The 17,506-nt window shown below is 60.3% G+C and carries 16 protein-coding genes; 12 read left to right on the forward strand and 4 right to left on the reverse strand.

Annotated features, from left to right (window positions below; all coding sequences use genetic code 11):
* Window positions 1–28 precede the first annotated feature (28 nt).
* Window positions 29–1,129: an ABC transporter ATP-binding protein gene (locus ACL2XN_RS04535; protein WP_410014936.1), complete on the reverse strand. Its 1,101-nt coding sequence runs from the start codon at window positions 1,127–1,129 to the stop codon at window positions 29–31.
* Between the two features lie 428 nt (window positions 1,130–1,557).
* The gene (locus ACL2XN_RS04540; RefSeq protein WP_413730389.1) at window positions 1,558–3,048 is read right to left on the reverse strand and encodes a PLP-dependent aminotransferase family protein; all 1,491 of its coding nucleotides are present in this window, start codon (window positions 3,046–3,048) and stop codon (window positions 1,558–1,560) included.
* Window positions 3,049–3,177: 129 nt separating this feature from the next.
* Between ACL2XN_RS04540 and ACL2XN_RS04545 the strand changes: the two genes are divergently transcribed.
* The 6 genes from ACL2XN_RS04545 to ACL2XN_RS04570 all read left to right on the forward strand — a co-directional run bounded on the left by ACL2XN_RS04545 (window position 3,178) and on the right by ACL2XN_RS04570 (window position 10,212).
* On the forward strand, window positions 3,178–4,446 hold the full coding sequence (locus ACL2XN_RS04545; RefSeq protein WP_410014938.1) for a 4-aminobutyrate--2-oxoglutarate transaminase: 1,269 nt from the start codon (window positions 3,178–3,180) through the stop codon (window positions 4,444–4,446).
* A gap of 21 nt (window positions 4,447–4,467) precedes the next feature.
* Window positions 4,468–5,925 (forward strand): NAD-dependent succinate-semialdehyde dehydrogenase, encoded by a 1,458-nt coding sequence (locus tag ACL2XN_RS04550; RefSeq protein ID WP_413731068.1) that lies wholly within the window; start codon window positions 4,468–4,470, stop codon window positions 5,923–5,925.
* 256 nt (window positions 5,926–6,181) lie between these two features.
* Entirely contained in the window at window positions 6,182–7,210 is a 1,029-nt protein-coding gene (locus tag ACL2XN_RS04555; protein WP_410014939.1) for an ABC transporter substrate-binding protein, read from the forward strand.
* Between the two features lie 43 nt (window positions 7,211–7,253).
* Window positions 7,254–8,522 carry an ABC transporter permease gene (locus ACL2XN_RS04560; protein WP_410014940.1) on the forward strand — a complete coding sequence of 423 codons (1,269 nt, stop codon included), beginning with the start codon at window positions 7,254–7,256 and terminating at the stop codon, window positions 8,520–8,522.
* 8 nt (window positions 8,523–8,530) lie between these two features.
* Window positions 8,531–9,370 carry an ABC transporter permease gene (locus tag ACL2XN_RS04565; protein ID WP_410014941.1) on the forward strand — a complete coding sequence of 280 codons (840 nt, stop codon included), beginning with the start codon at window positions 8,531–8,533 and terminating at the stop codon, window positions 9,368–9,370.
* A gap of 110 nt (window positions 9,371–9,480) precedes the next feature.
* Entirely contained in the window at window positions 9,481–10,212 is a 732-nt protein-coding gene (locus ACL2XN_RS04570) for an SDR family NAD(P)-dependent oxidoreductase (protein ID WP_413730390.1), read from the forward strand.
* Between the two features lie 20 nt (window positions 10,213–10,232).
* On the opposite strand, the gene ACL2XN_RS04575 is transcribed toward ACL2XN_RS04570, so the two are convergent.
* Window positions 10,233–10,913, reverse strand: a complete 681-nt coding sequence (locus ACL2XN_RS04575) for a GntR family transcriptional regulator (RefSeq protein WP_410014943.1) — start codon at window positions 10,911–10,913, stop codon at window positions 10,233–10,235.
* Window positions 10,914–11,194: 281 nt separating this feature from the next.
* On the opposite strand from ACL2XN_RS04575, the gene ACL2XN_RS04580 reads away from it, so the two are divergent.
* The 3 genes from ACL2XN_RS04580 to btsR all read left to right on the forward strand — a co-directional run bounded on the left by ACL2XN_RS04580 (window position 11,195) and on the right by btsR (window position 14,857).
* Window positions 11,195–12,202 (forward strand): zinc-binding alcohol dehydrogenase family protein, encoded by a 1,008-nt coding sequence (locus tag ACL2XN_RS04580; protein ID WP_413730391.1) that lies wholly within the window; start codon window positions 11,195–11,197, stop codon window positions 12,200–12,202.
* A 244-nt stretch (window positions 12,203–12,446) separates the two neighbouring features.
* Window positions 12,447–14,138 carry a LytS/YhcK type 5TM receptor domain-containing protein gene (locus tag ACL2XN_RS04585; protein ID WP_410014945.1) on the forward strand — a complete coding sequence of 564 codons (1,692 nt, stop codon included), beginning with the start codon at window positions 12,447–12,449 and terminating at the stop codon, window positions 14,136–14,138.
* A complete protein-coding gene (btsR, locus tag ACL2XN_RS04590; RefSeq protein WP_413722927.1) occupies window positions 14,132–14,857 on the forward strand; it encodes a two-component system response regulator BtsR in 726 nt (241 codons plus the stop codon). Before ACL2XN_RS04585 ends, btsR begins: the two co-directional genes overlap by 7 nt.
* A gap of 36 nt (window positions 14,858–14,893) precedes the next feature.
* Here the strand turns inward: btsR and ACL2XN_RS04595 are convergent, their stop codons facing one another.
* Entirely contained in the window at window positions 14,894–15,757 is an 864-nt protein-coding gene (locus ACL2XN_RS04595; protein ID WP_413730392.1) for a helix-turn-helix transcriptional regulator, read from the reverse strand.
* Between the two features lie 189 nt (window positions 15,758–15,946).
* On the opposite strand from ACL2XN_RS04595, the gene ACL2XN_RS04600 reads away from it, so the two are divergent.
* The 3 genes from ACL2XN_RS04600 to ACL2XN_RS04610 are packed head-to-tail and all read left to right on the forward strand — an operon-like array spanning window position 15,947 to window position 17,262.
* On the forward strand, window positions 15,947–16,261 hold the full coding sequence (locus tag ACL2XN_RS04600; protein ID WP_410014948.1) for an ArsR/SmtB family transcription factor: 315 nt from the start codon (window positions 15,947–15,949) through the stop codon (window positions 16,259–16,261).
* A complete protein-coding gene (locus ACL2XN_RS04605) occupies window positions 16,258–16,617 on the forward strand; it encodes an SRPBCC family protein (protein ID WP_413728378.1) in 360 nt (119 codons plus the stop codon). Before ACL2XN_RS04600 ends, ACL2XN_RS04605 begins: the two co-directional genes overlap by 4 nt.
* Window positions 16,618–16,668: 51 nt before the next feature.
* The gene (locus ACL2XN_RS04610) at window positions 16,669–17,262 is read left to right on the forward strand and encodes an ATP-dependent Clp protease proteolytic subunit (RefSeq protein ID WP_413728379.1); all 594 of its coding nucleotides are present in this window, start codon (window positions 16,669–16,671) and stop codon (window positions 17,260–17,262) included.
* The last annotated feature ends 244 nt before the right edge of the window (window positions 17,263–17,506 follow it).

Below are 17,506 nucleotides of genomic sequence, written 5' to 3' on the forward strand. Positions count from 1 at the left end.
AATAAAGGCTGGCATTGCCAGCCTTTATTTATTGCAGGGTCACGGCGTCCAGCGCCCGCAGATGCCGCTCCTGCCAGGACAGGGTCACCGCGCCGCCCGGCACCCAGGCGGGGTCCAAATCGGCGGCGCTGAGTTTGACCATAAAATCGGGTTGTCCCGCCACCTCGGTTATCATGCGCACATGATCGCCCAAATAGATAAACTGCGTAATCCTGGCGCTAATTTGCTGCGACCCCGCCGGCAGTTGGCCGGCCGGCACATTGATTCTGACGCGCTCCGGCCGGATGCACAGCATGATCTTGCGCCCCGGCGAGCTGGGACGTACCTTCAGCGCGCGCAGCGAGGTGCCGTCATCCAGGACGGCGCGATAAAATTCATCCTCGCTGCCTGCCTGGGTAGCCAGCAGGCCGTTGTTCTCGCCGATAAACTGGGCCACGAAGCTGTTCTGCGGTTCCTCATACAGCGTGCTGGGGCTGTTGATCTGCTGGATAATGCCGTCGTTGAACACCGCCACCCGATCCGACATGGTCATCGCTTCGCTTTGATCGTGGGTGACATAGACGATGGTCAACTCCAGCGCCTGGTGCAGCGCCTTGATTTCCATCTGCATATGCTCGCGCAGCTGTTTATCCAGCGCCCCCAGCGGTTCATCCATTAATACCAGCTTGGGTTCAAACACCAGCGCCCGCGCCAGGGCCACGCGCTGCTGCTGGCCGCCGGACATCTGGGCGGGATAGCGGTCGGCGAGGGCGGTCAGCTTCACCCGATCCAATACCTTATCCACTTTTTCCTGGATATCGGCTTTATTCATGCGGCGAATCGACAACGGAAAGGCCAGGTTCTGCGCCACCGTCATATGGGGAAAAAGCGCGTAATTCTGGAACACCATGCCGATATCGCGCCGGTGCGGTGGAAGATGGTGCAGCGGCTGGCCGCGCAGGTAAATTTCGCCCTGGGTGGGCGTTTCAAACCCCGCCAGCATCATCAGGCTGGTGGTTTTACCGGAACCCGACGGGCCGAGCAGCGTCAGAAATTCGCCTTCGCCAATATCCAGGTTGAGATTTTTCACCACCAGCTTGTCGCCGTCGTAGGTCTTTTGAATATTTTTAAAACTCACGTAATTTTGCATAAGAAAATCCAACCTCGTAACTAGACCGGTTCGGAAACGACGTCTGTTAATGGGAGTTAAGCAGGCGCAGCGGTTTGCCGACGAGGTTATGGCACGAAATATGCTTATCCTAAGGCGGGCGGCATGTTTTTGTGCTTACGGTGAGTATATTTACCATCGCGCCCGCACCGCCACAAGCGATTTCCACGCTGAAAAGGCAAATATCCTGGGCAGGCTTAAGGTAAGCAAGCTCATGAATTTCTGCGCTTTTTATCCGTAAACAAGAGACCGCGCCGGCGTTCTTTGCCGTTCCCCCAGCAGGTCGGGCGCCTTGACGATTGCCGCGCTGATGTCGCCGGCATACCGCACCACAAAGCGGCAATCCGTTAATACTGCAACCCTTACCGTTCAGGCGCCGCGCGGGCGGCTTCGCCACTATCTGCGCCGTATCAACGCGGCGGCGCAACGGACACCGGTTGTCCCATGCAGCCCAGCAGGGTCATAAAGGCGCTTTCTATCCGCTCTTCGTCCACGCAGGCATATCCCAGCAATAACCCTTTTTTGCGCGCCGGGCCGAGGTAATAGGTCGACAGGGGCCTGACATAAACGCCTTGCCGTCCCGCCGCCTGCGACAGCTTGACATCATCGACATCGTCCGGCAGCGACATCACCAGATGCAGGCCGGCATTGCTGTCGTCGCGCAGCGCGTCCGCACCCAGATGCTGAAGGATCAAGCGGCTCAGGACGGCGCGGCGCTTACCGTACAGCAGGCGCATGCGGCGGATATGGGAGGCGTAATGTCCCTCGGCGATAAACTGCGCCAGGGCCAGTTGCGTTATCCAGTGACCGCCGCGATACAGTTCGGCGTGGGCCACGCGCATCTCCTGCGCCAGCGCCGGCGGCAGCACCATATAGCTGATGCGCAGGCCCGGATACAGTGTCTTGCTGAAGGTGCCGATATAGATAACCGGCGCCTGCGGCGCCAGACTTTGCAACGCGGGAATAGGGTTGCCCGAAAAACGGAACTCGCTATCGTAATCGTCCTCAATCACCCAGGCGTTATGTTCCTGGGCCAGCGCCAGCAGGCGCTGGCGCCGCTGCAGGCTCATTACCGCGCCGGTGGGGTACTGATGTGACGGCGTCACGCAAATCAGCCGCGGCGACGACGCAACGGCCGTGTCCGGCGGGTTTAAACCCTGATCATCCACCGGCACCGGCTGTACGTCGACGCCGTTGATGGTTAACACATTGCGCATGCCCCAGTAGCTGGGTTCCTCAATCCAGGCGCGATCGCCGGGATTGCACAGCATTTTGGCCAGCAGATCGACGGCCTGGTGAGTGCCCTCGGTAATAATAATCTGCTGCGCGCTACAGTTCACCGAACGCGCCACCCGCAGATAATCCACCAGCGCCTGCTGCAGTTCCGGGCTGCCGCCCATGCGCGAATAGGTGAGGTAATCGGGCTTGATGCGCCGGATAAGCCGGGAATGGATACGGCGCCACAGACCGTGCGGAAAGCCGGACACATCAGGCACCCCCGGCATAAACGCCCCCCATTGATGGGGCGAGGCGCCCGACCGGGCCAGCAAATTAGCGCCGCGCGCCGAAAATTCTTCCCCGGCCGGGCGCTCGCAGACGGGCTGCTGCTCGTTCACCGGCGCCATGGCCCCGTCGGGCATATGATCGGTCACAAAGGTGCCGCTGCCGGCGCGGGTAAATATATAGCCCTCGGCCAGCAGCTGTTCGTAGGCGGCGCTGACGGTATTGCGCGACAGCGCCAGTTCTTTCGCCAGGTCGCGCGTCGGCGGCAGGCGGCTGCCCGCGCGAATACCGCCGTCGAGGATCGCCAGGCGGATACAGTCATATAAACGCCGGTGCAGCGGCCCCCCGGTGCGGGCGGAGAGATGCTGCAGCAGCATATCGGTTAATAACGAACGCAATTGGCACCTGCAAAAAATTAAAACTGGCACTGGATTATAGAGCCACAAAGCGGATAAATAGAATCGGGAGTTAGGCTGGGATCTGTAATAGCGCACGTTTAGCCGCACCATTTTGGGAGAAGCAGCACCATGAACAACAGCGAACTGAACCAACGTCGTCTGGCCGCCACGCCGCGCGGCGTCGGCGTAATGTGTGATTTTTATGCCGCGCGGGCGGAAAACGCCACGCTGTGGGACGTCGAGGGTCGCGAGTATACCGACTTCGCCGCCGGCATCGCGGTATTAAACACCGGCCATCGCCATCCGAAAATCGTCGCGGCGATCAAAGGGCAGTTGGAGCTGTTTACCCATACCGCCTATCAGATAGTGCCTTACGGCAATTATGTCGAACTGGCTGAAAAGCTCAACGCCCGGGTACCGGTGGCCGGCCCGGCGAAAACCACGCTGTTCAGCACCGGCGCGGAAGCGGTGGAAAACGCGGTGAAAATAGCCCGCGCCTATACCCGACGCCCCGGCGTCATTACTTTCGGCGGCGCGTTCCATGGCCGTACGCTGCTGACGCTGGCGCTGACCGGTAAAGTCGCGCCCTATAAACTGGGATTCGGGCCGCTGCCCGGACAGGTTTTCCATGCGGCTTATCCCAATGCGCTGCACGGCGTGTCGGTCGACCAGGCCCTGGCCAGCATCGACAGCCTGTTCCATACCGATATCAGTCCTGATCAGGTGGCGGCCATTTTGTTCGAACCTGTGCAGGGGGAAGGCGGCTTTAACGTCGCGCCGCCCGAGTTTATCGTCGGCCTGCGCCAACTGTGCGACCAGCACGGCATTTTATTGATTGCCGACGAAGTGCAAAGCGGCTTTGCCCGTACCGGCAGGCTGTTCGCCATGGATCACTGCCCGCAGGTGAAAGTGGATCTGATTACCATGGCGAAAAGCCTGGGCGGCGGCATCCCCATTTCCGCCGTCGCCGGCCGCGCCGAGGTGATGGACGCTCCGGCGCCGGGCGGGCTGGGCGGTACCTACGCCGGCAACCCGCTGGCCGTGGCGTCCGCGCTGGCGGTGCTTGATGTAATTGATGAAGAACAGCTTTGCCAGCGCGCCCAGCGCCTTGGCGGCCATTTGGTGGAAGTGCTGCAACAGGCCCGGCAGACGTGTCCGTCCATTTCCGCCGTGCGCGGGCTGGGGTCCATGGTGGCGGTCGAATTTGCCGACCCGGCTACCGGCAAGCCTGACGCGCAGTACGCCAAGAGTATCCAAAAACAGGCGCTGGCACAGGGATTATTGCTGTTGACCTGTGGCGTGCACGGCAATGTGATTCGTTTTCTGTACCCGCTCACCATCCCCGATGATCAGTTCACCGCGGCGCTGGACCTGCTGAGCCGGTTGCTCAAGTCATAAATACGTAAGGATAGAAAGATGATGCAGCTTAATAACCCGCAATTGCTCCGTCACCAGGCGTTGATCGACGGTGAATGGTGCGACGGCGACAGCGGCGCGCGCGAAGCCGTCACCAATCCGGCGACCGGGGAAATACTGGCCGAGGTGGCGCAGGTGAGCGCCGCCCAAACGGCGCGCGCCATCGATGCCGCAGCGCTGGCGCTGGTGTCCTGGCGGGCGCTGACCGGTAAACAACGCGCCGTGCTGCTGCAAAAATGGGCTATGTTGATTGTCGCGCACCAGGAGGATTTGGCGCGGCTGTTGACCGCCGAACAGGGTAAATCGCTGGCCGAGGCGCGCGGCGAAATCGCCTATGCCAACAGCTTTATCGAATGGTTTGCCGAAGAGGGAAAACGGGTGGAGGGCAGCGTGCTGCAGTCGCCCCAGGCCCGGCAGCGGCTGCTGGTGCTGAAGCAGCCCATCGGCGTGACCGCGGCGATCACGCCCTGGAATTTTCCGGCGGCGATGATTACGCGCAAAGTGGCCCCGGCGTTGGCGGCAGGTTGCACCATGATTGTTAAACCCGCGGAACAAACGCCGCTTACCGCCCTGGCCCTGGCCGAGCTGGCGGTACAGGCGGGTATTCCGCGCGGCGTTTTGCAGGTGGTCACCGGCCCCGCCGCCGATGTGGGACAGGTGCTGTGCGCCAGTCCCGTGGTGCGCAAGCTGAGCTTCACCGGCTCGACCGAGGTGGGGCGTCTGCTGATGGCGCAATGCGCGCCAACTATCAAAAAACTTTCCCTGGAACTGGGCGGCAACGCGCCGGTACTCGTGTTTGACGACGCGGATCTGGACAGCGCCGTGGCCGGCATCATGGCCTCGAAATTCCGCAACAGCGGCCAGACCTGCGTTTGCGCCAACCGTATCTATGTGCAGCGGGGCATTTATCCCGCCCTGGTCGCCCGGCTGGTAGCCGAAGTGGCGCGGCTTAAGGTGGGCGACGGCATGGCGGAAGGCACCACGCAGGGGCCGCTCATCGATGCGGATGCCGTCGACAAAGTGCGCGCGCATATCGACGACGCGTTGTCCCAGGGCGCCACGCTGCTGGCCGGCGGTAAGCCCCACGCCTTGGGCGGCACCTTTTTTGAACCGACCCTGATAGGCGACGTCACCGGCAAGATGCGTTTTGCCCGCGAGGAGACTTTTGGACCCGTGGCGCCGCTGTTCCCCTTTAGCGACGAAGAAGAGGCCGTGGCTTTGGCCAATGCCACCGAATTCGGGCTTGCCGCCTATGTGTTTACCGGCGACGCCGCCCGGCAATGGCGCGTGCCCGAAGCGCTGGAGTACGGCATGGTAGGCGTGAATACCGGTCTTATCTCCAATGAAGTGGCGCCGTTTGGCGGCGTTAAGCAGTCAGGGCTCGGTCGTGAAGGATCGCGCTTCGGCATCGACGAATACCTGGAAATGAAATACCTGTGCGTGGCTATCGCCTCAGCGTGATAACCCGCTTTTCCCGGCCTGTCGCCGATACAGGCCGGGGAAGCAAACGCGGCTGCATCGCCAGGGTGCAACCTGTTGCAACTTTGCACGGCTTTAACGCATAACCCGGGTGCAACCCGGCATCCCTTCCACGCCAGACCCCCGTATTCACCGCGTGCGGACTCCCTGAAGAAAAAATGCCAGAGTGGCACGAAAGATGCTTGATGTATGATGCATCATTTAACTTTTCGTTGGCGCATTTTTTAGGGGACAGGATATGTTGAAACAATTAGCGGTATCCACATTGCTGGTCGGGCTGGCCTTCCAGGCCCAGGCGGAAACACTGACCGTGATTTCCTTCGGCGGCCAGAACAAAGTGGCGCAGGAAAAAGCCTTTTACCAGCCGTTTAAAGCATCGGGCAAAGGCGACATCGAGGCTGGGGAATACAACGGCGAAATGGCCAAGATCCGCTCCATGGTGGAAACCGGCCAGGTAGGCTGGGATCTGGTGGAGGTGGAAGGCCCGGAACTGCGTCGCGGCTGCGACGAAGGCCTGTTCGAAACCCTGGACTGGTCCAAACTGGGCGATAAAAGCGAGTATGTGCCGGGTTCGGCCACCGAGTGCGGCGCCGGTATTTTCCTGTGGTCCACCGTGCTGACCTATGATGCGCAGAAACTGAAAAAAGCGCCGACCAGCTGGGCCGACTTCTGGAATGTGAAGGATTTCCCCGGCAAGCGCGCGCTGCGCAAGAGCGCCAAGTTTACCCTCGAAATCGCCCTGCTGGCGGATGGCGTAAGGCGCGAGGATGTCTATTCGCAGCTGGCGACGCCGGTGGGGGTTGACCGGGCCTTTCGCAAACTTGATGAAATCAAATCGAATATTCAATGGTGGGAATCCGGCGCGCAGCCGCTGCAGTGGCTGGTTTCCGGCGATGTGGTCATGAGCTCCGCCTATAACGGCCGTGTGGCCGCCGCCGCCACCGAAGGGCATGATTTCAAAATGGTATGGGACAACAGCCTCTACGATCTGGATAGCTGGGCCATCGTCAAAGGATCCAAGCATAAGGCCCTGGCGGAACAGTTTATCGCCTTCGCCAACCAGCCGGAAAACCAAAAGGTCTTTGCGGAAAATATTCCCTACGGGCCAACCAATAAAAACGCCATCGGCCTGATCGCGCCGGCGATTGCCGCCAACCTGCCGACGTCGCCGGATAACCTGGCCAATGCCCTGGCGGTGGATACGCAGTTCTGGATCGAGCATGGCGAAGATCTTGAGCAGCGCTTTAACGCCTGGGCCGCCCAGTAAGGGTTGGCGGCATGGGATCGCCACGCATTCCGGAGACGAAACAATGACATCAAGTAGAGCCATGCCGGCGCGGGATGCCGACGACGGCACGTTAAATACCGCCACGCTGAAGCAGCAGTTGTCTCAGTCGCAAAGGATTTACAAGCGCCGCACCTGGCTGCTGGTGGCTCCGCTGTTGCTGTTTATCCTGATAAGTTTTGTGGTGCCCATCGCCTCTATCCTGATAAAAAGCGTGGCGAACCCCGAGGTTCGCGACGGGCTGCCCAACGTGACGGCGGCGCTGTCCCGGTGGGACGGCACCGCGCTGCCGGATGAGGCCGTTTTCCAGGCGCTGGTCAGCGATCTGCGCCGGGCGCGCGCCGACGGGCAGATTGCCACGGTGGCAAAACGCCTGAGCTACGAAAGCCCCGCTTACCGCGGGCTGATTATGCGTACGCTGCGCGCCGCGCCTGACGCGCCGGGCATGACCCGCGCCGCGCTGATCCAGGCCTTACCGCAATGGGGCGATATTACCGTCTGGCGCTCGGTGCAGCGGGCCAGCCGGCCTTTTACCGGTTATTATGTCCTGGCGGTGTTTGATCGCAAGGTGGATATCCAGACCGGGGAGATAACCCGTTTGCCCGAGGGGCAGGCGCTGTATATCGGGGTGCTGCTGCGTACGCTGCTGATGGCGGCGGTGGTGACGCTTATCTGCCTGGCGCTGGGCTACCCGCTGGCTTACTGGCTGTCGAAACAGCCGGCCGGCCGCGCCAACCTGCTGCTGATCATGGTGCTGCTGCCCTTCTGGACTTCGTTAATTGTTCGTACCGCCAGTTGGATTGTGCTGTTGCAATCGGGCGGCTTGATCAACGGCGCCCTGTTGTATGCCGGCATTATCGACAAGCCCCTGGTGCTGGTGTTTAACCGCGTCGGCGTGTATATCGCCATGACCCATATTTTGCTGCCCTTTATCGTCCTGCCGCTGTATGCCGTGATGAAAGGCATCTCGCCTAACTATATGCGCGCCGCCATTTCGCTGGGCGCGCATCCCTTTACCGCCTTCTGGCGGGTGTATGTGCCGCAAACCTATGCCGGCATTGCGGCGGGGGGACTGCTGGTGTTTATCATGGCCATCGGTTATTACATCACGCCCGCGCTGCTCGGTGGCCCCGGCGACCAGATGCTGAGCTATTTTGTGGCGTTCTTCACCAATACCACGATGAATTGGGGCATGGCGGCGGCTCTCGGCAGCCAATTGCTCATCATCGTGATCCTGCTCTATATCGTCTACATCCGGGTTACCCGGACGCAGGCGGAGCTGGCCGCGCATTAACCGGGAGAATGATGATGATAAGACAGGAAGGCCTGTTCCTGATGCGGTTGTGGCATACCGCCTTTAATTTTTACGGCGCGGCGATACTGCTGTTTTTGGTGGTGCCGGTGCTGATCATCGTGCCGCTGTCGTTTAACTCCGGCTCGTTTCTCAGCTATCCGCTAAACGGATTTTCACTGCGCTGGTATCAGGCGTTTTTTCATTCCCGCGAGTGGCTGGGGGCGCTGGGCAATAGTTTGCTGATAGCGCCGCTGGCCACGCTGCTGGCCACCATTCTCGGCGTCCTGGCCTCGGTGGGCCTGGTGCGCGGCGAGTTCCGCGGCAAGACCCTGGTGATGGCGATTATCGTCTCGCCGATGATAGCGCCGGTGGTGATCGTGGCGGTGGGCCTGTTTTTCTTTTTCGCCCGCATATCGCTGTTGAACAGCTATCTCGGCCTGGTGCTGGCGCACGCCATGCTGGGCGTGCCTTTTGTGGTCATCACCGTCACCGCGGTGCTGAAAAACTACGATCGTAACCTGTCCCGCGCCGCCGCCAGCCTTGGCGCGCCGCCGTGGCTGGTGTTTGCCAGGGTAACGCTGCCGCTGATTGCCCCCGGGGTGTTTTCCGGCGCCTTGTTTGCCTTTGCCGCCTCATTCGACGAGGTGGTGGTCACTTTGTTCCTGGCCAGTCCCGGACAGCGTACCCTGCCAATCCAAATGTTCGCCGGCATCCGCGAAAACCTGGATCCGACCATTGCCGCCGCCGCCTCGCTGATGGTGGGCGCCTCGCTGATATTATTATTGGTGATGGAAATGCTCCGCCGCCGTTCCGCACGCATCCGCGGCTCGGAAGGGCGCGGGAGATAAGATGGCGCAACGGTGATTAGGGGGCGGCGCCAAGCGGAAAAAAGCGGATGCCCCGGCAAGGGTTTTCAGGTAGATTTTGTTGCATCACGCATCACAGGGGAGTGAACGCCTTGGACCAGAAAACCTTATTGCTGACCGGCGCCAGCCGCGGGATCGGCCATGCCACCGTCAAGCATTTCCATGCGGCCGGCTGGCGGATTTTTACCGCCTCGCGCCAAAGCTGGGTGGAAGAATGTCCCTGGGCCGAAAAAATGCTCAATCACATCCATCTGGATCTGGAGGATATCGCGGGCGTCGAGTCCGCGCTGCCGCTTATCAAAGAAAAACTGGGCGGGCGGCTGGACGCGCTGGTCAATAACGCCGGCATCTCGCCCAAGGCCGCCGACGGCGGCAGGCTGGGGGTGCGCGAAACCGATTACGCCACCTGGATGCGGGTGTTCAATGTCAACCTGTTCTCCACCGCGCTGCTGGCCAACGGCCTGTTTGCGGAGCTGCGGCAGGCCCAGGGCGGGATCATTAACGTGACCTCCATTGCCGGCACCCGGGTGCATCCTTTCGCCGGTGTCGCCTATGCCACCTCCAAGGCGGCGCTGTCCGCGCTGACCCGCGAAATGGCCTATGATTTCGGCCGTTTCGGCATCCGCGTCAATGCCATTGCGCCGGGGGAAATCGATACCGCCATCCTCTCACCCGGCACCCAGGATATTATCGAACGGCAGGTACCCTTGCAGCGCCTGGGCCGGCCGGAGGAAGTGGCCTCGCTGATTTATTTTCTTTCCACCAACGGCGCCGCCTATGTCAACGGCGCGGAAATTCCGGTTAACGGCGGGCAGCACGTCTGACCGGGAGCGGGTTTACCGGTTTACCCCGGCGGCGCCGTCTGGCTGGCGGCGGTAAATCGGGCCAGCATCGCATCGCTGTCCAGGATATCCTGGCGCATGGCGTTGGCGGCCGCGTCACCGTCCCGCTGGCGCAACGCGGCCAGCAGCGTCTGGTGATGGCCGATGGTCATCTGTTGGGTGAGCTGGGCGTAGGCTTGGGCAATCAGCGGCCCGGTGCGCATCCACAACCGGTCGATAAAGCTGCTCAGCACCGGCATCATGGCGCTTTGCGCCACCAGTAAATGAAATTCGCTGTTAAGCCTGAGCGCGGACACCCAATCCTCTTCGGTAATGGCGCGAATATTGCGCCGGATATTGACGGTCAACAGCTGGACGGCGGCGGGGGTGACGCGCATGGCCGCGCGCTGCGCGCCCATGCCTTCCAGCTCCAGGCGCAGGGTTTTCAGCTCCAGGTATTGTTCTTGGTTAAGGGACGGCACGCGAATGTCTTTGGGCGTGCGCATCTCCAGCGCCTGTTCTTTGGCCAACTGCAATACCGCGTCCCTGACCGGGGTTACGCTGGTGCCGACCTGCGCCGCCAGTTCGCGGATGCGTAATCGATCGTTAGGTTTCAGCTGGCCGGTAATCAATGCCTGGCGCAGATTGGCGTATACGCTGGAACCGAGGTAAGAGTGTTCTATTGGGCCTGGTTGATAACTCACCGCTTTTCCCGCCTGAAGGCCGCCGCGGCGGCAAATAAACACAGTGCATCAAATATACAACATGATGCGTCAGAATAGCCATGCGCTTTCCGCCGCCGCTGATTTACACTTCTACAGAGTAGGTGTTAGTGCATTTTATGGGTAGGTGGCGGTAAAAAAAAAGTCTAGACTTTCAGAATGTTGATGAATCCGCATTGCGCCCGGCGCCGGCGTTGCGCCACGCTTGAACGCCAGATGGCCCGGGCCGCATTTTATTAAGACGATCTACGGGAGAAAAACTGATGAAAGCGATTGCCTATACCCGCCATGGACTGCCTATTGAGGATCCCCAGGCGCTGGTGGATATCGACCTGCCCAAACCGACACCGGGAGCGCGCGATTTGCTGGTGGCGGTCAAGGCGATTTCCGTCAATCCGGTCGACACCAAGGTGCGCGCCAAGGCGGAGGTCAGCGCACCGCGCGTGCTGGGCTGGGATGTCGCCGGCGTTGTCGAGGCGGTGGGCGCGGGCGTCACGCTGTTTAAACCCGGCGATGAGGTTTTTTATGCCGGTTCCATTACACGGCCGGGCTGCAACAGCGAATTTCACCTGGTGGATGAGCGCATCGCCGGGCACAAACCAGCCTCGCTGGACTTCGCCCATGCCGCCGCGCTGCCGCTGACCTCGGTCACCGCCTGGGAATTGTTGTTTGACCGGCTGGGCGTGGCCGAAAACGGCGGCGAAGGCGACGTGCTGCTGATTATCGGCGCCGGCGGCGGGGTGGGGTCGATACTCACCCAACTGGCGCGAAGGCTGACCCGAATGACGGTGGTCGGCACCGCCTCGCGTCAGGAAACCCGCGACTGGGTGCTGAAACTGGGCGCGCACCATGTGATCGATCATTCCCGTCCCCTGCTGGATCAGTTAACGCAGTTGGGTATCGCCAATGTCACCCACGTGGCGAGCCTGACGCATACCGACAGCTATTATCCGCAGCTGATCGAGGCTCTGGCGCCACAGGGACGCCTGGCCCTGATTGACGATCCGGCCGCGCTCGACGCATTGCCGCTTAAGGCCAAGTCCCTGTCCCTGCACTGGGAATTGATGTTCACCCGTTCCCGGTTTGAAACCGCGGATATGATTAACCAGCACCACCTGCTTGAACGCATTGCCGCGCTTATCGACCAGGGCGTGCTCCAGACCACGTTCGCCCAGCATTTCGGCGCCATCAACGCCGCCAATCTGCGCAAAGCGCACGCGCTGCTGGAAAGCGGCAAATCCCGGGGCAAGTTAGTGCTGGAAGGGTTCTGATCCTAAGGACTGATAGCCGCGCGTACGGTATTGCCGCCGGCCGGGCTTACGCCTTAGCGCCTGCGTAACAGAACGGCGGCGGCGGGGTCAAAACCTACCGCCGCCGTTTACAGCGCTTTTAATGTAATCAGCATACAAATTAGTGAGTACCATCAAAGACAACGCCGGCGTTTTTCGGTAAGTTAGCGCCACTGAGTCCCGCGCGCGCCGCGCATGACGGGCGTTATTTTACGAGCCGTTGTTTATGCATGAGTTCAATTTGGTTTTACTGTTGTTACAGCAGATGTGCGTCTATTTGGTTATTGCGTACCTGCTGAGTAAAACGCCGCTGTTTATCCCGCTGATGCAAGTTACCGTCCGACTGCCCCATAAGCTCTTGTGCTATGTCATGTTTTCCATGTTTTGCATTATGGGCACCTATTTCGGCCTGCATATTCAGGATTCCATCGCCAATACCCGCGCCATCGGCGCGGTGCTGGGCGGCCTGCTGGGCGGGCCGGTGGTCGGCGTGCTGGTCGGTTTGACCGGGGGGCTGCACCGTTATTCCCTGGGCGGCATGACCGCCGTCAGCTGCATGATTTCCACGGTGGTGGAAGGCCTGCTCGGCGGTCTGGCGCACCGGCTGCTGATCAGGCGCGGGCGTATCGATCGCCTGTTTAATCCGTTTACCGCCGCCGGCGTCACGCTGCTGGCGGAAATGCTGCAGATGATGATTATCCTGGCGGTGGCCCGTCCTTATGAAGAGGCGCTGCGGCTGGTCAGGAGCATCGCCTTGCCGATGATCGTCACCAACAGCGTCGGGGCGGCGATGTTTATGCGCATCCTGCTGGACCGGCGGGCGATGTTCGAGAAATATACCTCGGCCTTTTCCGCCCGCGCGCTGAAAATCGCCGTTTGTACCGAAGGTTTTCTGCGCCAGGGTTTTAACCAGGAAAACAGCATGAAGGTGGCGGAGGTCATCTACCAGGAGCTGGATATCGGCGCCGTCGCCATTACCGACCGGGAAAAGCTGCTGGCGTTTATCGGCATCGGCGACGATCACCACGTACCCGGCACGCCGATTTCCTCCGCGCATTCGCGCCGGGCCATTGATAATAATGAAGTGTTCTATGCCGACGGCAACGAGACGCCGTACCAGTGTTCGTTACAACGTCACTGCAAGCTGGGGTCGGCGCTGGTCATCCCGCTGCAAGGCGAAAACGGTGAGGTGATTGGCACAATCAAGCTGTACGAGGCCAAAAACCGGCTGTTCAGCTCCATCAACCGTACCCTGGGCGAAGGCATCGCCAGCCTGCTGTCCGCGCAGATCCTGGCCGGGCAGTACGAACGGCATAAACTGTTGCTGACGCAGTCGGAAATCAAGCTGCTGCATGCCCAGGTCAATCCGCATTTTTTATTTAACGCCCTGAATACGCTGGTGGCGGTGATCCGCCGCGACAGCGATCAGGCCAGCCAACTGGTGCAGAATCTCTCGACGTTTTTTCGCAAGAATCTGAAACGCTCGGAGGAAGTGGTCACGCTCGCCGACGAAATCGAGCATGTCAATGCCTACCTGCAAATTGAAAAGGCGCGTTTTCAGGACCGTCTGCAAATCCGCTTTGATCTGCCCGAGGCATTGCTCGGCATGCATCTGCCGGCCTTCTCCCTGCAGCCCCTGGTGGAAAACGCCATTAAGCACGGCACCTCGCAACTGCTGGGTCAGGGCATCGTGACCCTGAGCGCGCGGCAGCATGACCACCGCCTGCTGTTGTGCATCGAGGACAATGCCGGTCTGTATCGGTTGGTCGCCGGCAATACCGGGCTTGGCATGAATCTGGTGGATAAGCGCGTACGGGTGCGCTATGGCGAGGAGTACGGCATCAGCGTCGAATCCCGTCCCGAGCTGTTTACCCGTATTATCCTGAGCCTGCCGCTGGAGGAAGAGGTCCCATGCTGAGCGTGCTGATTGTCGATGACGAACCGCTGGCGCGGGAAAACCTGCGCTGCCTGCTCCAGCAGGATCCGCAAATTGCCATCGTCGGCGAGAGCGCCAATGCCCTGGAAGCGATAGGGGCGGTGCACCGGCTTCATCCGGACGTCATCTTTCTGGATATCCAGATGCCGCGCATCAGCGGGCTGGAAATGGTCGGCATGATCGATCCGGCCTGCATGCCGTATATCGTCTTCCTGACCGCCTTTGATGAGTACGCCGTCCGCGCGTTCGAGGAACACGCCTTTGATTATCTGCTAAAACCTATCGAGTCGCGGCGCCTGGCCAAGACGCTTGGCCGTCTGCACAATGAACGCCCGGAGCAGGATATCGGCCTGCTGGCGGTTCAGGAAAGCGCCCTGAAATACATTCCCTGCACCGGCCACAGCCGCATCTATCTCTTGAAAACCGAGGACGTGCTGTTCGCCAACTCCAGGCTGAGCGGGGTGTATGTCACAGGTATCGAGGGCGGGGAATGTTTCACCGAGCTGACGCTGAAACTGCTGGAAAGCCGCACCCCGCTGGTGCGGTGTCACCGGCAGTTCCTGGTCAATCTGGCGCATTTGCGCGAAATTCGCCTGGAAGATTCCGGCCAGGCGGAAATTGTACTGAGCAACGGCCAGACGGTGCCGGTCAGCCGGCGCTACCTTAAATCCCTCAAGCAAAGCCTGGGGCTAAAAGCGTAGCAGGGGGCCAATGCGCCGCCGCCCTGGCCTGGGCGTCTACTCCGGCATCGCCGGCGGTAGCGGCGCAGGCGCCTGGGTTGCCGCCAACAGCGCCCGGATGCCGGCCCGATCGCCGGGCGTTGCCGGATTATAGATAACCAGGCCCAGATCCGGCTTGCCGTCGACGGAGAACGCCGAATATTCGAGCGTGATCAGTCCCAGGGTCGAATGCCGGATGTACTTGGTTCCCTCGCCATAAATGCCGACGTCGTGGTCACGCCACAGGGCCGCGAACTCCGGGCTGGCCAGGCTTAATTCCTCTACCAGCGCCCTGGCATGCGCGCCTACGCCGGTCCTGGCCGTTTCGGTGCGAAAGGCGGTGACCACGAAACGCGCCACGCTTTCCCAATTGGGTATTTTTGTCCTGACGCCGGGATCGCAGAAAATGATGCGCAAAATATTGCGCCGGGATTCGGGCAGCGCCGGATAATTGGCCAGCACCACCGTGGCGGCGCGATTCCAGGCAATAATGTCCCATTCGGCGGTTTTGACATACGCGGGACAATATTCCAGCGAGTCAAGCATACGTTGCAACTGCGGCGTCACGCCGCGGCGCTTGGCATAAGCCACCTCCGGCGGCCGGTTCTGGGCCAGCAGGAATAAATGCTCGCGCTCGACATCCGTCAGGGCAAGCGCGCGGGCGAGGCGGTCGAGCACGTCGGCCGACGGCGCGCCGCCGCGGCCCTGCTCAAGCCAGGTATACCATGTGGTACTGACGTTGGCGAGCAGCGCCACCTCCTCGCGGCGCAGGCCGGGCGTACGCCTGCGTGTCATGGAATAGCCCAGGCTTGCCGCGTCGAGCCTGGTGCGGCGATACCTGAGATAGTTTCCCAGCAGATTGTCATCCTGCGCTGTCGTCATGCCGTTGCCTTTCCCCACGGGTGCTTTGCCGTATTATCGCCATATCGGGCCGGTTTGTCACAGACCGCCTTGAACAGGTGCGACATAAACAGTATAGCGCCATGCTTTTTCGCGCACCATCACGCGTTCAGGGCGCTTAAATAGCGTGGAAGCTTGCGCGACACATAAGTAAGTGCTAATGTATTTGCTATGATAGAAAACGACATCTTCAAGGCGTTAGCCGATCCGACGCGACGCGCCATCTTCGAAAAACTGGCGGACGGCAGTATGAACGCCAGCGCGCTGCGCGTGGGCATCGAAATTAGCCAATCCGCCATGTCGCAGCACCTGGCGGTACTGCGCAACGCCGGTCTGGTGCGCGAAGAGCGGCGGGGCCGTTTTGTCAACTACGACATTAATCCGCAGGGTTTGGCGCTTATCGCCCGCTGGCTGGCGAAGTATCGGGCCTACTGGCCCGCGCGGGTGGATGATTTGAAGGTTTTGCTGAAGGATATGGATCAATGACAAACCCTAAAACCGGGGATCGCGTCAACGAGCTGCGATTCGAATATGAACTTGATGCGCCTGCGGAAAAGGTCTGGCGGGCCATCAGTATTCCCGCGCTGCGTGAGAAATGGCTACCCGGCGTGGCCCTGGGGCAATGCGCACCCCTCTCATCAACCCGGGAAGGCAAAATACGTTATCGCCTGCGGGAAGCAGAACCGCCTTTCCTTGCAAGCCATGTCACATTGCATATCAGGCCGAATGACGCGGGCGGGACCATTCTGACTATTATCCACCGGCTGGCAGATGCGCGGCTGGGCAGCCCGGTGCCCCCTGCGGCCAACGACGACACGTCTTCTCTGATGCTTGCCGCCTGATCTGCCTGGCGGGCCACAGCGTATTTTTGCCATAACCATAAGGAGTCGCCCATGCGCGAAGCGCTGCAACTCATCCCGATGGTGGTCGAGCAATCCAGCCGGGGTGAACGATCTTTCGATATTTATTCACGGCTGTTGCGCGAACGCATTATCTTCCTCAATGGTGAAGTCGACGATACGATGTCGGCATTGGTCTGCGCGCAGCTTCTTTTCCTGGAAGCCGAGAATCCGGAAAAGCCCATCCATCTGTATATCAATTCGCCCGGCGGCGTAGTTACCAGCGGTTTCGCCATGTATGACACCATGCAGTTTATTCAGGCGCCGGTCTATACCCTTTGCATGGGAACCGCGCGCTCGATGGGATCATTTCTGTTGATGGCGGGCGCGCCCGGCCAGCGGGTGGCGCTGCCCAACGCCAGTTTACACGTGCATCAACCTTTGGGCGGTTATCAGGGACAGGCCTCGGACATCTTTATCCACGCCGAAGAAATGCGGCAAACGAAACGCCGGATTACGCGATTATATGCCGAGCATTGCGGGCGCAGCTATGAAGAGGTTGAGCGCACGCTCGATCGCGACCGTTTTATGACGGCGGAGGAAGCGCTTGAGTGGGGGCTGATCGATCGCGTTCTTATTAAGACGTAAGAGAATATTTTGAATGCGCACCGATCGCGCGCGTTCTTATAAAACGTAACAGGGCTTTTATGACGTCCGGCAACGCTCCACCACGGCAAGCCGTCCAGGCTACCCCTGAATTTTCTCTTGACCTTGACAGCACGGTCAGAGTTTAGCCTAAAGCCTCCTTTGATTACGGTGAGAGTTTATATCATGCCAATGGTTAAAATCGAGGGTACGACAGTGTCCTATCGGGTTGATGGCGAGGGTCCTG

It is taken from the genome of Sodalis sp. RH22 (assembly GCF_047324165.1).
GTDB lineage: Bacteria > Pseudomonadota > Gammaproteobacteria > Enterobacterales > Enterobacteriaceae > Acerihabitans.

What these genes read in the sequence shown, in the direction of transcription:
- ACL2XN_RS04535 (WP_410014936.1), bottom strand. Translation starts at nt 1,129, where the DNA reads ATGCAAAATTACGTGAGTTTTAAAAATATTCAAAAGACCTACGACGGC.
- ACL2XN_RS04545 (WP_410014938.1), top strand. Translation starts at nt 3,178, where the DNA reads ATGAACAACAGCGAACTGAACCAACGTCGTCTGGCCGCCACGCCGCGC.
- ACL2XN_RS04550 (WP_413731068.1), top strand. Translation starts at nt 4,468, where the DNA reads ATGCAGCTTAATAACCCGCAATTGCTCCGTCACCAGGCGTTGATCGAC.
- ACL2XN_RS04555 (WP_410014939.1), top strand. Translation starts at nt 6,182, where the DNA reads ATGTTGAAACAATTAGCGGTATCCACATTGCTGGTCGGGCTGGCCTTC.
- ACL2XN_RS04560 (WP_410014940.1), top strand. Translation starts at nt 7,254, where the DNA reads ATGACATCAAGTAGAGCCATGCCGGCGCGGGATGCCGACGACGGCACG.
- ACL2XN_RS04565 (WP_410014941.1), top strand. Translation starts at nt 8,531, where the DNA reads ATGATGATGATAAGACAGGAAGGCCTGTTCCTGATGCGGTTGTGGCAT.
- ACL2XN_RS04580 (WP_413730391.1), top strand. Translation starts at nt 11,195, where the DNA reads ATGAAAGCGATTGCCTATACCCGCCATGGACTGCCTATTGAGGATCCC.
- ACL2XN_RS04585 (WP_410014945.1), top strand. Translation starts at nt 12,447, where the DNA reads ATGCATGAGTTCAATTTGGTTTTACTGTTGTTACAGCAGATGTGCGTC.
- btsR (WP_413722927.1), top strand. Translation starts at nt 14,132, where the DNA reads ATGCTGAGCGTGCTGATTGTCGATGACGAACCGCTGGCGCGGGAAAAC.
- ACL2XN_RS04595 (WP_413730392.1), bottom strand. Translation starts at nt 15,757, where the DNA reads ATGACGACAGCGCAGGATGACAATCTGCTGGGAAACTATCTCAGGTAT.
- ACL2XN_RS04600 (WP_410014948.1), top strand. Translation starts at nt 15,947, where the DNA reads ATGATAGAAAACGACATCTTCAAGGCGTTAGCCGATCCGACGCGACGC.
- ACL2XN_RS04605 (WP_413728378.1), top strand. Translation starts at nt 16,258, where the DNA reads ATGACAAACCCTAAAACCGGGGATCGCGTCAACGAGCTGCGATTCGAA.
- ACL2XN_RS04610 (WP_413728379.1), top strand. Translation starts at nt 16,669, where the DNA reads ATGCGCGAAGCGCTGCAACTCATCCCGATGGTGGTCGAGCAATCCAGC.